This is a genomic window from Aquabacter sp. DMC10 (assembly GCF_056314145.1).
Genome location: NZ_JBQUYX010000006.1, coordinates 226,273 through 239,736, shown reverse-complemented (window position 1 = coordinate 239,736; position 13,464 = coordinate 226,273). Strand labels below are relative to the sequence as shown.

At 64.4% G+C, this 13,464-nt stretch carries 9 protein-coding genes and 1 tRNA gene; 4 read left to right on the top strand and 6 right to left on the bottom strand.

Annotation, left to right across the window (positions count from 1 at the left end; translation table 11 throughout):
* Positions 1–105 precede the first annotated feature (105 nt).
* From ACT54L_RS17425 to ACT54L_RS17405, 5 genes are all read right to left on the bottom strand, one after another.
* Positions 106–3,084 carry a glycosyltransferase gene (locus tag ACT54L_RS17425; protein WP_476086908.1) on the bottom strand — a complete coding sequence of 993 codons (2,979 nt, stop codon included), beginning with the start codon at positions 3,082–3,084 and terminating at the stop codon, positions 106–108.
* Positions 3,056–4,030, bottom strand: coding sequence for a sulfotransferase (locus tag ACT54L_RS17420; protein WP_476086907.1), 975 nt, complete (start codon positions 4,028–4,030; stop codon positions 3,056–3,058). Before ACT54L_RS17420 ends, ACT54L_RS17425 begins: the two co-directional genes overlap by 29 nt.
* A gap of 222 nt (positions 4,031–4,252) precedes the next feature.
* Positions 4,253–6,121 carry a sulfotransferase family protein gene (locus ACT54L_RS17415; RefSeq protein WP_476086906.1) on the bottom strand — a complete coding sequence of 623 codons (1,869 nt, stop codon included), beginning with the start codon at positions 6,119–6,121 and terminating at the stop codon, positions 4,253–4,255.
* A 744-nt stretch (positions 6,122–6,865) separates the two neighbouring features.
* A tRNA-Met gene (locus ACT54L_RS17410) sits at positions 6,866–6,942 on the bottom strand.
* Between the two features lie 130 nt (positions 6,943–7,072).
* Positions 7,073–7,936 carry an RNA methyltransferase gene (locus tag ACT54L_RS17405; protein ID WP_476086905.1) on the bottom strand — a complete coding sequence of 288 codons (864 nt, stop codon included), beginning with the start codon at positions 7,934–7,936 and terminating at the stop codon, positions 7,073–7,075.
* A 192-nt stretch (positions 7,937–8,128) separates the two neighbouring features.
* Between ACT54L_RS17405 and ACT54L_RS17400 the strand changes: the two genes are divergently transcribed.
* On the top strand, positions 8,129–9,343 hold the full coding sequence (locus ACT54L_RS17400; protein ID WP_476086904.1) for an NADP-dependent isocitrate dehydrogenase: 1,215 nt from the start codon (positions 8,129–8,131) through the stop codon (positions 9,341–9,343).
* Between the two features lie 96 nt (positions 9,344–9,439).
* On the opposite strand, the gene ACT54L_RS17395 is transcribed toward ACT54L_RS17400, so the two are convergent.
* Entirely contained in the window at positions 9,440–10,048 is a 609-nt protein-coding gene (locus tag ACT54L_RS17395; protein WP_476086903.1) for an LOG family protein, read from the bottom strand.
* Positions 10,049–10,247: 199 nt separating this feature from the next.
* Here ACT54L_RS17395 and ACT54L_RS17390 point away from each other — a divergent pair, with 199 nt between their 5' ends.
* The 3 genes from ACT54L_RS17390 to ACT54L_RS17380 all read left to right on the top strand — a co-directional run bounded on the left by ACT54L_RS17390 (position 10,248) and on the right by ACT54L_RS17380 (position 13,460).
* On the top strand, positions 10,248–10,631 hold the full coding sequence (locus ACT54L_RS17390; protein ID WP_476086902.1) for an ArsR/SmtB family transcription factor: 384 nt from the start codon (positions 10,248–10,250) through the stop codon (positions 10,629–10,631).
* Positions 10,632–10,637: 6 nt separating this feature from the next.
* Positions 10,638–12,638: an ABCB family ABC transporter ATP-binding protein/permease gene (locus ACT54L_RS17385; protein WP_476086901.1), complete on the top strand. Its 2,001-nt coding sequence runs from the start codon at positions 10,638–10,640 to the stop codon at positions 12,636–12,638.
* A 120-nt stretch (positions 12,639–12,758) separates the two neighbouring features.
* Positions 12,759–13,460 carry a phosphatidylserine decarboxylase gene (locus tag ACT54L_RS17380; protein ID WP_476086900.1) on the top strand — a complete coding sequence of 234 codons (702 nt, stop codon included), beginning with the start codon at positions 12,759–12,761 and terminating at the stop codon, positions 13,458–13,460.
* Positions 13,461–13,464: the final 4 nt, after the last annotated feature.

The following is a 13,464-nucleotide window of genomic DNA, read 5'->3' as shown; positions in this document are numbered from 1 at the left end:
TCATCACGACAATGCCGACCTATCCAGTGTCCTGAGGGGCGGGGCAAATGGGAAAGGCGCAGCAAGGCCCCTTGTCGGACCGATCCTGCGCGCGTCCTCCCGTGCCTAGGGTTCCACTTCGGCAAGCTGTGCCCGCTCTTGCCCCGTCCGAGGCGGGCGGATGGTGCGAGTCGAGGCAGGCTCGAAGCGCTCGTTCGCCAGCGACAGGTTGGGATTGTACCAGCGATCGTGCCAGGTCCCGTACAGTCGGCTGAAATTCAGCTGCTCCTGCGGGTCATCCTTGTAACCGCGGGTCTTGCTCTCGAAATGGAACAGTTCTGCGGTCGCGCAATAGACGCAGGTGCGGCCGGATTGAACAATCCGGTAACAATAGTCCACGTCATTATAGGCAACGGCGAAATGCACGTCGTCAAACCCGCCCAGCTCCACAAAGAGGTCGCGAGGCGTCAACATGCACGCCGCCGTGACGGCCGAATATTCCCGAGAGGCGCGGGCAAAGCCCATATAGCCCCATTCATGCGCGGGGATATTGCGGAAGGCGTGGCCCGGCAATCCGTCATGATAGCCATGAACCACCCCGGCGTGCTGGAGAGTTCCGTCCTCGAAATAAAGACGCGCCCCCACAGCGCCCACATTGGGCATGCCGGCATATCCCACCATCTGGCTCAGCCACCTCGGCGAAACCACACGCGTGTCATTGTTGAGCAGAAGCACAAACGTGCTTGAACAATGGTTCAGAATGGCCTGATTGTTTATCTTGGCATAATTGAACTTGCCACCTGAGCTGGAAACCGTCTCCACCCGGACATTCTTGCGCCCACGCAAGTCATCCAGATAGGCCAGTGCCTCTGGATCTGTGCTGTCGTTGTCGATGATGAGAATATCGAAATCCCGATAGGTCGTCAGATCGAGCGATTCGACACACGTCCTCAGCAATTCGACTTTGTCTCGTGTGGGGATGACGATGGTGACGCTCGGCCCGGTGTCGGGAAACTCCACGTCGAAGATGCCGCAGCGCCCAAGGGCAGCCCATTCGGGATGCCGCGCTTGGGCCTCGACCACCCCTCGGCGTGCCAGCGCCTCCTCCACCGCCTGGCGGCCGGCCTCGAAGCTGGCGGGCTTGGCGTCCGCTGACGCGGCGGTCGATCCCGGCGCGGACCGCCAGTGGTAGAGCACCTTGGGGACATGGCCCACATGCCGCGCACGCTCGGCGGCCCTCAAGGCAAAGTCAAAGTCCTGCGCCCCGTCGAACGGAGAGCGGAACCCCTCAAGTTCGAGAAACAAGGAACGACGGACCGTGAAAATATGGGCCATATACATGTAGGACAAGAGCAGGACCGGCGACCAGTCCGGCTTGAACTGAGGCGCATAGCGTCGACCGACCATGTCGATCTTGTCGTCATCGCTATACACCATGTCCGCCTGCGGGTGGTCGGCATAATAAATGGCAAGCTCCGCAAGGCAGTCGGGCGTGATGATGTCGTCATGGTCCAGAAAGGCGATAATCTCGCCCCGGGCGATCTGGACGGCCGCATTGGTGGCGGCGCTGATGCCGCCGTTCTCCGGCAGGCGCACAACCCGAATCCGGGGATCGTTTGCGGCCGCCGCCTCCAGCATCGGCCCCACATGAGGGGAGGGGCTCCCGTCATCGGCGAGGCACAATTCCCAATCCTCGTAGATCTGGGACCGGACCGATTCAAGCATCTCCTCGAACAGGACGGGGTCGGTGTCGTAGATGGGCGTGACCACCGAAATCTTGGGCAGCCGCCCGTCCCGCTCCGACAGGGCGTCCCGAAGCGCGGCGATGTCCGTCTCCGTCAGGGTGTTGGCTGCGATCCAGGCATCATAGGGGTCGACGGGCGCAGGCCCTTCGGCACCGGGCGCGCCACCTTGCCCTGCGCCCTGCACGTCACCCACAGCAGCGTTCGGATCGGGCGGCCACGGCAGTCGACCCTCCGCCTCTCCGAAGGCGATGTAATGGGTCAGGGCGTCAAATCCGGCGTCTCGCACGTCGGGATAGGTCTCCAGGTACCAACTGGCATCGAAGCGGAGACCGGGCCGGTGGCACAGAATGGACAAGCGGTGGTCGCGCTCCGCGATCTCCGCCCGCAGTTCGTTGAGTTCAGCCTCCTCGGTTGCGGCCAAGGCCGCCAGCTCGTTGCAGCGTGCCGCAAGCGTCTCCAGCGCCTGGTGCTGCTCGGCATGCGCCTGCTCCGCCCGCTTGGCGTCCTCTGCGGCCGTGACTTTTTCGGCGAGACCCCTTCCCAGGCGCGCAAAGAACCGGCGCACCGCCTCCGTGCGGGCCGGATGGGGGCCGACCGCGCCCACCAGCCAGGTCAAGCTGGCCGGTGCAACCTCGCTGCCCACATAGGCAATCCCGAGCCCCCCGCCATGGGTGAAGGAAAAGGACGGATACTGCGCGGACAGATCTGCCCACAGGGCGGTGGCGGCACTCTCTCCTTGCTGAGTGATCCCGTGGAGAAGCACCACCCCCCGGCTGGTCAGCTTGCTCTGCCAGGCTGGCCAGGACCGGCTTACCTCTAGGCAAGCGTCCTGCGAGGCGATGTGCAGGAGGTCGATCGAACCGTCGGAGAAGAGGTCCAGCGCACCGTCCTTGGGCGCGCGAAGGTGCCGCGATTGGCCGGGATATTCTTGATCCACATAGGCCCAGAGGCTCTGACGGGGTTGCGCCGCGTGCGGGTCTTCCACCGCGTCCGGGTACGCCCAGGAAACAGACACTGCCTCCAAGGGAGTGCCGGCGGCCCGGCTGGCCTGCAGGAAGGCGCAATAGGAATTGCCGCACGTGGTGCCGATTTCGACCAAGCGTGCGGGAGCCCAGGATTCCACCGCCCACATGAAAAAAGGTATATGCGCCGCGGTCTGCGGCGACCCCGAGAGCCAAAGGGGCCATTCAAACGTGGTTTTCGCCTGGATCAGCGCGGCCAAGTCGTGAAGGTCTGTTTCTGGTTTCATGGGTGGACTTGCTTCGCTTCGGGCGGGCATCCCCTCGGACCGGGCCGCGGTCCAAGGGAGCGGGCGTTTGTGGGGAAGGACTTTAAGAGCGCCACCAGCTTCCGAACGCACCGCGCTTCGGACCTGAAGTCGCCCCTGTTGGCCCGTGCGGGGACTGAAGCGCGCCTTCGGACGTAAAGGGGGGCGGGCCCTGATTTGACAATGGCGCAGGCGGTACCTTTGACGGGGCAGAAATCCATCCCGTGTGGGCGGAAAGCGCCCTTGCATAGTCAAGGTCACGAGGGGCGAAGATCGCCGGGTCCCTGGCCTTATTCCTGCCAATGCTATCCGGTGGCTTCACGAAAGCTTTGAATGTCTCGGCTTTTTCAATGTCGTTTTCGCCACAAAAGCGGAGAATATCGGCAATGACATCCCTTGGCCGGAATGCCAACGTCTCGTAGCTGATGATGAGCACACGCTCGGGGTGGCGGGTCTGGATTTCCCTGATGCGGCGCTCCACGGCCACCCAGTAGGACAAGGCATCCTTGGGGCCCATTTCAACGGGCCGATCGAGGAAAACCGATCCCCAAAGCCGCAACTGGTTCAGGTTGGCGCTATAGGCCATGTCCAAGCCATCGCGCGTGATGTGAATGTAGCGAAGCGAGGAATCCAGCTCCAGGAGGCGATCGATCACCACATGGGTGTTGGGTTCCTTCCAGGCGATCTTGGTGAAGACCTCCTGGCGTCCTTTCAGGAACGAGGCTCTGCGCTCTGCCAGCCAGGGGGCAGGGTGAAGAATGCGGTCGTCTTGAGAGAGGCTCTCAACGATCTCCTCAAAGGCCGGCGACAGAACCTGCCCGTGGATCATGCGGTGACGAAGGTTGTCATACAAATGAAAGATGCGATCGTTACCTTCCGTCAGTATGGATCGCCGCTTGAACAAGAGGGTGAACCATAGGTTGTCCAGCTCGGCATTCAGGTCGTCGCCGATATGGAATCCGGCGGCCTGAATGATCCGGGCCACAACCCGTGAGCCGCTGCCGCCGATACAGCCGACAGCAATGGTATGGTTCGCCATCACTTTACGTCTCAATAAGCTAATCAGCCTGTATCTTTCCCCAAGTGGGCGCCGTCAAGCATGCTCGACCCGCCGCGTCCCGCGCGAAGGATGCGAGATGGCATTCACTCTGTCACAGGCGGCAATCAAAGGCAGATGGAACTAATTGTTCCACACCTTTTGGTCAGCCCAGCGGACCTACGGTCACACAGCCGCGGAACCTTGGCCGGACGGGATTTCCGTCTAGCTCGCATCGGGGTCCTTGGTCAGGCGGCCTTCGGCGCGCCCATGATCCAAATAGTGAAGCAAGGGGTTCATCCCCGACGCGCCAACGTCCGGGTAGGTGCTTTGATACCAGGAGCCATCGAAGTCCGGGCTGGGATTCGACCCGCGGGCCGCCCCGCAGGTCAGATAATGGACGAGCGGATTGAGGCCCTCTTCGGCCGCATCGGGATTTTGCTCCAGGTACCAGGTCGTCTTGAAAAGCGGATTGGGGTCCCGGCCTTGCGAAATTCCCACGGTGACAAAATGGTCCCACGGGTCCTGGTTCGACAGCCGGACGTCGCTGTACCGATCAAGATAATAGGTGATGTCGAACAGGGCACGCGGATCCACGTCCAATGCCTCTTGGGCAGGCGCTGACACCGGTGTGGCATCTGATGGGGCGGACGGTTCTGCTGGGTTGTACGGGCTGCTCAGGTCCTGCTGGCCGCCGGTCATCCGTCTCAGAGGGGCGGTGAAGCGCCAGGAGGGGGAGGCATAGACCGCCGAGAGTTCGCTGGAGAGCGCCTCTATGTGGCGCTCCAGGCGGGCAAGCTGTGATTGAAGCGATTCCAGCTGATCCTCTCGCTCACCAACTTGGCGCGCCAAGTCTCGCAACTGCGCATGTCGGCTCCGCTCAATGGCCGCCGCTACCTCTTGACGGCGGCCCAGTTCGGCGCGGAGGTCCGCCAGGGCGGTTTCGTAAGTGGCCCTGTCGGCTTCATAATCCTGCTGCCGGGCCTGATGGACGGCCTCAGCCGCTGCAAGGGCCTGCCTCAAATGGAGGAGTTCACCCTCCCGCTCAGACAGACGAGCATCGCGCTCGGCAATGCTCTGGGTAAGCGCGTGAGCCGTGGCGTGATGGGCAGCTTCGCGCGCCGCCTCCGCTTCCTGAAGCCGGCTGATCTCGGCATGCAAGTCGCTCTGGCGCTGGTGCGCCTCGGTCCGCTGCACCTCAAGCGCCTGAGAGAGGTCCCAGTTCTCCCGACGGAGCAGGTTGAGAAGGGGGCCGAACGCCTGGGTGGCGGCGTCCAACTGGGCCCGGATCTGGTCAAGGGCGGCTTTCGCGTCGTCGCTGAGGTCGCTGTCCTGGTGGCTCAGGATGCGGAAAGCCTCGTGGGCCCAGTCGCTGACCATTCCGCCCGGGGCGGCATGCTCGATGCCCGCACGGTGGTGGCGAAGAGAGGCGTCCAGGAAGCCGTCGACCTTCTCGTGGGCAAGGGCGCCTTGGCCGGGGAGGGTGAGGTCCAGCCCGCCTTCAATCCTTGATACGGCTGCGCGCCAGTCCTGCATAAGATCATCATAACTCACGAACACCCTTCGCAGGTGACGGGTGGCTTGTTCGGCGTCCAACTGGTTGCGAAGCCAGATCAGCAGGCCAATCTGCAGCGGCAGCCGATCCCGCGCCTGCAGCGATCGCGCCACCTCAAGGGGGTTGCGCGTGATGATGACGACCTTGGGAACCGCGTCGATCTGCTGGAAAACCGCTTCCCAAAGCGGGATCAGCCGATTGATTCGCGGGTCCTTCAGCACGGCCAAAGGCGCATCGCCGTAATTGGCCCGAAAGCTCTCAGAGAGGTCGTCGACAAAGGCCTGGAAATCCGGGCTGGCGTACCATTTTGCTGGAAAGGCCGCGATGTCGTCCCAGGCGGTGCCCACCCGCGCGAACAGAAGGTCGTGCAGCCCGACAATATCGGAGGGCTCGAAATACCCCTTCACGTTCTCGGGGCTTGGCGGCATCAGATTCTGCGGCAGCGCGGCCCCCAGGCAGGCGAGGGTGCCGGCCAGAGACGACGTTCCGCTGCGATGGGCGCCCAGGATGAGAAGGACCGCCGGCTTTTGAGAGACCATTACGGAGCACCTAATATCATTTTACCATTTTGGCGCGCAATGTTGGACGTATGCACGATAATAATGTGAAATGTGAGGGTCAATGGAACCGATTGGCTAGGTGCTTGAGTGGTAATGCGAGCCGTCATTCGCGCCGCGGAGGGAATGTGATCCACCTGCACGCTGGGGAAGGGCAACGGTTTGAACTATCAAGCGCCTTTGGATTTGGGACGACATTTTGATGCCTGTTACGTCATCGTCGCGTGCGTCGCAAAGGCGCAACTGTGATGGCACCTGTCATCAAGTGGGCCAAAGAAGACGGGTTGGATGGGGGTCCCGACCATGGATGAGCAGGCCGAGCCTGTCGCGGAGAGGACGCTATGCTGATCCAGTTGATGCTCTGGGCGGCGCCGGCCAGCGGGCATAGGACGAGGACGCGCACGGGCCATTAGAAATGGCCATGGCCGAGGGCAGCTCTTTCGGCTGAGCCGCCCCTACAATCTGCCTCCTGGCGAGTCCCGGATGCGCGACGGCCCTCTGCCACCCAAGTGGCGATGCAACGGCGGCCTGGCGGTGCCGCGACGATTCCCCTTGTCGTGACGGAGCGGCTCTGCCCGATGGGCCATCGACTGCGGCTACCCTTGCGGTCGTTGTCCGCGGCGCCGCATGGCGACCACGCGCCAACCAACGAAACGCGCGCCGAGCGAGAGGAAAGACCGGAGAAAAAAAAACCCGCAGCCGAGGCTGCGGGCTTTTTGGTCTTTTTGGTTGCGGGGGCAGGATTTGAACCTGCGACCTTCAGGTTATGAGCCTGACGAGCTACCGGGCTGCTCCACCCCGCGTCAGAGCCGACTAGTGAGCCGGCGCAGCGGCCGTCGGCGAGGTCTATGTAGCAACCTCACCCGGGGATTGATACCCCTCCGGCATAAAAAACGTCACACACGGCTTGAGCCTGTGGATGACGCCCCCGGGTCAGGGCGTCTCATCGCCTGAAACCTGTTGCGGCGCCGCGCTTTTCTCCCCGCGCTTGGCCTCCGCCTTGGCATTGTGGGCGAGCTTGCGCGCCTCGCGGCCGGCGCGGCCTTCCACCAGGGAGGTCACCATGCCGTGCAGCGTGGCGAGGTCCTGCTTGGTCAGGCCGATGCGGTGGAAGATGTTACGGATGTTGCGGGTGGTGGAGGGTTGCTTGTCTGCCGAGCGGAAGAAGGAGGCCTCTTCCAGCTCCCGCTCCAGATGCTCGAAGAAGGCAAACAGGTCCTGCTTCTCGGCCACCGGAGAGCGGTCGGGCATGGCGAAGGGCAGGGCGCCGCCGCTCGCCAGCTTGAACCATTCATAGGCGGTGACGGCGACGCAGGTGGCCAGATTCAGCGAGGCGAAGGCCGGGTTCACGGGGAGGGTCAGAATGGCGTCGCACAAAGACACTTCTTCCGAATAAAGCCCGGTGCGCTCGCGGCCGAACACCAGCGCCACATCTTCTTGGGCCGCGAGGCGGGCGTGACATTCGGCGGCCGCGCCATCGGCACCCACCACGGTCTTGGCCATGCCCCGTTCGCGGGCCGTGGCGGCAAACGCATAGCCGATGCCGGACAGCGCCGCGCGCAGATCGGGATAGACCTGCGCGCCGTCCAGGATGCGATCGGCGCCGGCGGCGAAGGTGCGGGCGCGATCATCCGGCCAGCCATTGCGGGGATTGACGAGGCGCAGGCGCGAGAGGCCGAAATTGCCCATGGCGCGGGCGGCTGAGCCCACATTCTCGCCGAGCTGGGGTTCAACCAGGATGACCACCGGGCCGCCTTCGACCCACTCCCTGGAACTGTCCGTACCCGATCCCGCCATGTGACCTCCATTTTGGCTCGTCTTGCACCGGGGATGGCCACAAGTCGAGGTCCGACGCGCTTCTTCTCGGGCAAGAGCGATGCTATAGCGGCCGGGCTGGGATGCGCGCTTCGTTTTCCGTCACGGCCCACGGGGCGCCGGCTTCCCGAAAAACTCCCTACGCGCTTTCAGAGCGCCCGAAAGGTCGTCCACATGGCGAAGATCAAGGTGGCAAATCCGGTCGTCGAACTCGACGGCGACGAGATGACCCGGATCATCTGGCAGTACATCAAGGACAAGCTGATCCATCCTTATCTCGATATCGACCTGGAATATTACGACCTCTCGGTGGAGAACCGGGACGCCACCAACGACCAGGTGACCATCGACGCCGCCGAGGCCATCAAGAAGCATGGCGTGGGCGTCAAGTGCGCCACCATCACGCCGGACGAAGCCCGCGTGAAGGAATTCAACCTCAAGGAAATGTGGAAGTCGCCCAACGGCACCATCCGCAATATCCTCGGCGGCGTGATCTTCCGTGAGCCCATCATCTGCCAGAACGTGCCGCGCCTCGTGCCCGGCTGGACGCAGCCCATCGTGGTTGGCCGTCATGCCTTCGGCGACCAGTATCGCGCCACCGATTTCAAGGTGCCCGGCAAGGGAAAGCTGACCATCACCTTCGTGGGTGAGGACGGCACCAAGATCGAGAAGGACGTGTACAATTTCCCGGGCGCCGGCGTCGCCCTGTCCATGTACAACCTCGACGAGTCGATCCGCGACTTCGCTCGCGCCTCGCTCAATTACGGCCTGATCCGGAACTACCCGGTCTATCTCTCCACGAAGAACACGATCCTGAAGGCCTATGACGGCCGCTTCAAGGACATCTTCCAGGAGGTGTATGACGCCGAGTTCAAGGAAGAGTTCGAGAAGCGCAAGATCTGGTACGAGCACCGCCTGATCGACGACATGGTGGCCTCGGCCCTCAAGTGGTCCGGCGGCTATGTCTGGGCCTGCAAGAACTATGACGGCGACGTGCAGTCCGACATCGTGGCCCAGGGCTTCGGCTCGCTCGGCCTCATGACCTCGGTGCTCATGACACCCGATGGCAAGACGGTGGAAGCGGAAGCCGCCCACGGCACCGTGACCCGCCACTATCGCGAGCACCAGAAGGGCAAGGAGACCTCCACCAACTCCATCGCCTCCATCTTCGCCTGGACCCGTGGCCTCGCCCACCGCGCCAAGCTGGATGACAATGCGGAGCTGGCGAAGTTCGCCGCCACGCTGGAGAAGGTGTGCGTCGACACCGTCGAGGCCGGCTACATGACCAAGGACCTGGCACTTCTGGTCGGTGCCGACCAGAAGTGGCTGTCCACCACCGGCTTCCTGGACAAGATCTCCGAGAACCTCAGCGCGGCCATGGCCGCCTGAGGGTGAGGATCGTCCGGCGCCCTCCTGCGGGGCGCCGGCCCGACGTGCGGGCGGCTTCGGCCGCCCGTTTGTGTTTGGGGATGCGCCCGGTGCGGCCTACATCCGCTCGACGACGGCGCGGGCCTGCGGGCCTTCCAGATCGTCCGGCAGGTCCTGCACGCTCGCCTGGAGCTGCGGGAGAATCTCATCCACCGTTTCCGCCACCAGCAGCTTCACGGGATTGTTGCCGTGAATGAATGCATTGGCGCGCATGTGGTCGATCAGCGCCAGGAACGGGTCCCAGAAGCCGGCGATATTGGCGATCAGGATGGGCTTGCGGTGGCGACCGAGCTGCGCCCAGGTGATCTGCTCCACCAGTTCCTCCAGCGTCCCCACCCCGCCCGGCAGGGCGACAAAGGCGTCGGCACGCTCGAACATGAGCCGCTTGCGCTCATGCATGTCGGCGGTGACGATCATCTCCGCCGCATAGCCGAACGCCCGCTCGCGGGACATGAGGAATTCGGGAATGATGCCGGTGACGGCACCGCCGGCCTTGGCCACGGCGGCAGCCACTTCGCCCATGAGGCCGATGCCGCCGCCGCCATAGACGAGACGCAGTCCGTCCCGGGCGATCGCCTCGCCCAGGCGACGCGCCTCCTCGGTGAAGATGGGGTCGGAGCCCTGCGCGGCCCCGCAATAGACACAGACGCTTTGAATACGAGCCATGGCCTCACTTTAGCAGGATTGTGCAGTGCGTCACGTGGTGCTCACACGCTGCTCACGGAGCTGACGTGGGAGCGCGGAACGCCCGCGCAAGCCCGGGAACCTCTTTTCCTCGCCCAGCCTGAAGACGAAAGCATGACAGGCATGCCGAAGCTCGGATGGTCTTGCCGCTGACATCATCATCGCCTATCGACGATGAACGATGACCATCGAGACGCCCCCCGGGGATGGCGATCCCCTTGATTTCGCCGCCCTTGCCGCGCAGCTACGGGCGCTGGCCCACCCTGCGCGCCTCACCGTCCTGGCGACGCTGGCGGAGCGCAAGGAGTGTGTCTGCGGGGAGATCGTCGCCGGCCTGCCCCTGGCACAATCCACCGTCTCGCAACATATAAAGATCCTGTTGGAGGCCGGACTCGTAAGGAGCACGGCGGCGGGGCAACGCGCCTGCTACTGCGCGGACCGGGAGGCCATCGACCGGCTGCGCGTCCACCTTGCCACCCTGTTCGATCGTCTCCTGCCGTCTTTCCCTTCCCCCGAGCGGGCCGACCTCTCCGCACTGGCCGCGCCTTCGTCCGATCGCCTGTAGGTATCCATGACCCATCCGTCCTCGCGCCCGACACCGCCGGTGTCCGGCGCGCCTTCGCGCTTGAAATCCCTGGTGCTGCCCGGCGGCACCCTGGCCGGCACATTGCGCGCTCTGTGGCCCTATCTGTGGCCGGAGGGGCGGGCCGACTTGCGCGCGCGGGTGGTCATTACCCTGGCGCTCCTGTTCCTGGCCAAGTTCGCCACGCTGGCCGTGCCCTTCTTCTTCAAATGGGCCACCGACGCGCTCGCCGCCGTCCCGGATGGGCAGAAGGATGGCCCGGACATCGCCTGGCTGCTGGCCGCGCCCGTGGTGCTCACCATGGCCTATGGCGGCTCCAGGATCGTCATGGCCGGCGTGACGCAATTGCGCGACGGCATCTTCGCCAAGGTTGCGCTGAACGCGGTGCGGCGGCTCGCGCTCGAGACCTTCGCCCACATGCATGCGCTGTCGCTGCGCTTCCATCTGGAGCGCAAGACCGGCGGCCTGACCCGTGTCCTGGAGCGGGCCCGGGCGGCCATCGAGACCATTGTGCGCATGCTGGTGCTCCAGCTCGCCCCCACCATCGTGGAGATGGTGCTTGTGCTGGTGGTGCTCATGTTCGCCTTCGACTGGCGCTATGTGGCGGTCGTGTCCGCGACCGTCGGGCTCTACACGTGGTTCACCTATGTCGCGAGCGAGTGGCGCATCTCCATCCGCCGCGACATGAATGAGAGCGACACCGAGGCCAACACCAAGGCGGTGGACAGCCTGCTCAATTACGAGACGGTGAAATATTTCGGCGCCGAGCGCTGGGAAACGGCCCGCTATGACCGTTCGGTGGCGCGCTATGAGAATGCCACGGTGCGCACCTTCACGTCGCTGGCCTGGCTGAATGCCGGGCAGGCCGTCATCTTCACCCTGGGCCTGACAGGCACCATGGTGCTCGCGGCGTTCGACGTGCGGGCGGGGCGCCAGAGCGTGGGCGGCTTCGTCATGGTCAATGCCATGATGATCCAGCTTTACACGCCCTTGAACTTCCTCGGCATGATCTATCGCGAGATCAAGCAGGCCATCGTGGACATCGAGGCCATGTTCGCCGTGCTGATGCGCGAGCCGGAGGTGGAAGACAAGCCGGGCGCCCTGCCGCTGGCCATTCATGGCGGCACGGTGCGCTTCGAGGATGTGCGCTTCTCCTATGAAGGCGACCGGGAGATCCTGAAGGGGGTTTCGTTCGAGGTCCCGGCGGGGCGGACGCTGGCCATCGTGGGGTCTTCGGGGGCGGGCAAGAGCACCATTTCCCGCCTCATGTTCCGCTTCTACGATGTCTCATCCGGCCGCATCACCGTGGATGGCCAGGACATCCGCGACGTGACGCAAGAGAGCCTGCGCGCCGCCATCGGCATGGTCCCCCAGGACACTGTCCTGTTCAATGACACCATCGCCTACAACATCCGCTATGGCCGCCAGGAGGCGACGGACGCGGAGGTGGAAGAGGCCGCCCGCCTCGCGCAGATCGACGCCTTCATCAGCGCCACCCCCAAGGGCTATCGCACGGAAGTGGGCGAGCGGGGCCTGAAGCTGTCCGGCGGCGAGAAGCAGCGGGTGGCCATTGCCCGCACGATTCTCAAGGCACCGCCCATTCTCATCCTGGACGAGGCGACCTCGGCGCTCGACAGCCACACGGAACGGGAGATCCAGGACGCTCTCGACAAGGTGTCCCAGGGCCGTACCACCATGGTCATCGCCCATCGCCTGTCCACCGTGGTCGGCGCCGACGAGATCCTGGTGCTCGACAAGGGGCAGGTGGCGGAGCGTGGCAGCCATGCCGAACTCCTGGCGCGGGACGGGCTTTACGCCGCGCTCTGGCACCGGCAGCGGGAGGCGGACGAGGCCCGCGAGCGGCTGCTGGCGGCGGATGCCGGCAGCGCGCCGGTGCAAAAGCCGGCCGGTGGCGAGGCTGATGCCCGCACTGCGCGGCAGGACCCGTTCGAGGAGGACCCGGAGGGGGAAAGCCGGAACGTGGCTTGATCGCAAGGGGGGCTGCGGTTCATCGCCATTTGACGGCGGGGCAGGGGGTGACTACCTGTTCCTCAGCGCGCGTTCGTCTGCGCGCCCCCGCAGGGCGCCGCGCCCCATTCGGAGATTTTCGTGTCCATCGTCGACTCGATCCGCAAGAGCCTCGTGCCGATCCATCGGGAAGGCTATCCCTTCATCGCCATCGCCGTGGTCATCGCCGCCGGGCTTCTCTCGGTCTCGACCTTTTTCGGCATGATCGCCGTGGGGTTGGCCATCTGGACGGCCCTGTTCTTCCGCGATCCGCCCCGCGTCACACCGGTGCGGGAGGGGTTGGTGGTGGCCCCGGCCGACGGACGCATCTCGCAGATCGCGCTGGCCGTGCCGCCGCGCGAACTGGACCTGTCCGACACGCCGCTGCTGCGCGTCTCCATCTTCATGAACGTCTTCAACGTCCATGTGAATCGCGCCCCGGTGAACGGGCGCGTGCTCAAAGTGGCTTACAAGCCCGGCATTTTCCTGAATGCCGACCTCGACAAGGCCAGCGAGGACAATGAGCGCAACGGGCTGATCTTCGGCACCGCCTTCGGGGCCATCGGCTGCGTGCAGATCGCCGGCCTCATTGCCCGGCGCATCGTCTGCTTCGTCCGCGAGGGCGAGGAGATGGGAGCGGGAGAGCGGTTCGGGCTCATCCGCTTCGGCTCGCGCGTGGATGTCTACCTGCCGGTTGGCACCAAGGTGCAGGTGTCCGAGGGCCAGCTGACCACGGCGGGCGAGACGGTGATTGCCGACCTGCTGGCGGGCGCCGCCCGTGACACCGCCTATCGCGTGAGCTGAGGCC

Coding starts and splice junctions, on each gene's coding strand:
- ACT54L_RS17400 (WP_476086904.1), top strand. CDS start 8,129: ATGGCGAAGATCAAGGTGGCAAATCCGGTCGTCGAACTCGACGGCGAC.
- ACT54L_RS17415 (WP_476086906.1), bottom strand. CDS start 6,121: ATGGTCTCTCAAAAGCCGGCGGTCCTTCTCATCCTGGGCGCCCATCGC.
- ACT54L_RS17390 (WP_476086902.1), top strand. CDS start 10,248: ATGACCATCGAGACGCCCCCCGGGGATGGCGATCCCCTTGATTTCGCC.
- ACT54L_RS17420 (WP_476086907.1), bottom strand. CDS start 4,030: ATGGCGAACCATACCATTGCTGTCGGCTGTATCGGCGGCAGCGGCTCA.
- ACT54L_RS17395 (WP_476086903.1), bottom strand. CDS start 10,048: ATGGCTCGTATTCAAAGCGTCTGTGTCTATTGCGGGGCCGCGCAGGGC.
- ACT54L_RS17405 (WP_476086905.1), bottom strand. CDS start 7,936: ATGGCGGGATCGGGTACGGACAGTTCCAGGGAGTGGGTCGAAGGCGGC.
- ACT54L_RS17385 (WP_476086901.1), top strand. CDS start 10,638: ATGACCCATCCGTCCTCGCGCCCGACACCGCCGGTGTCCGGCGCGCCT.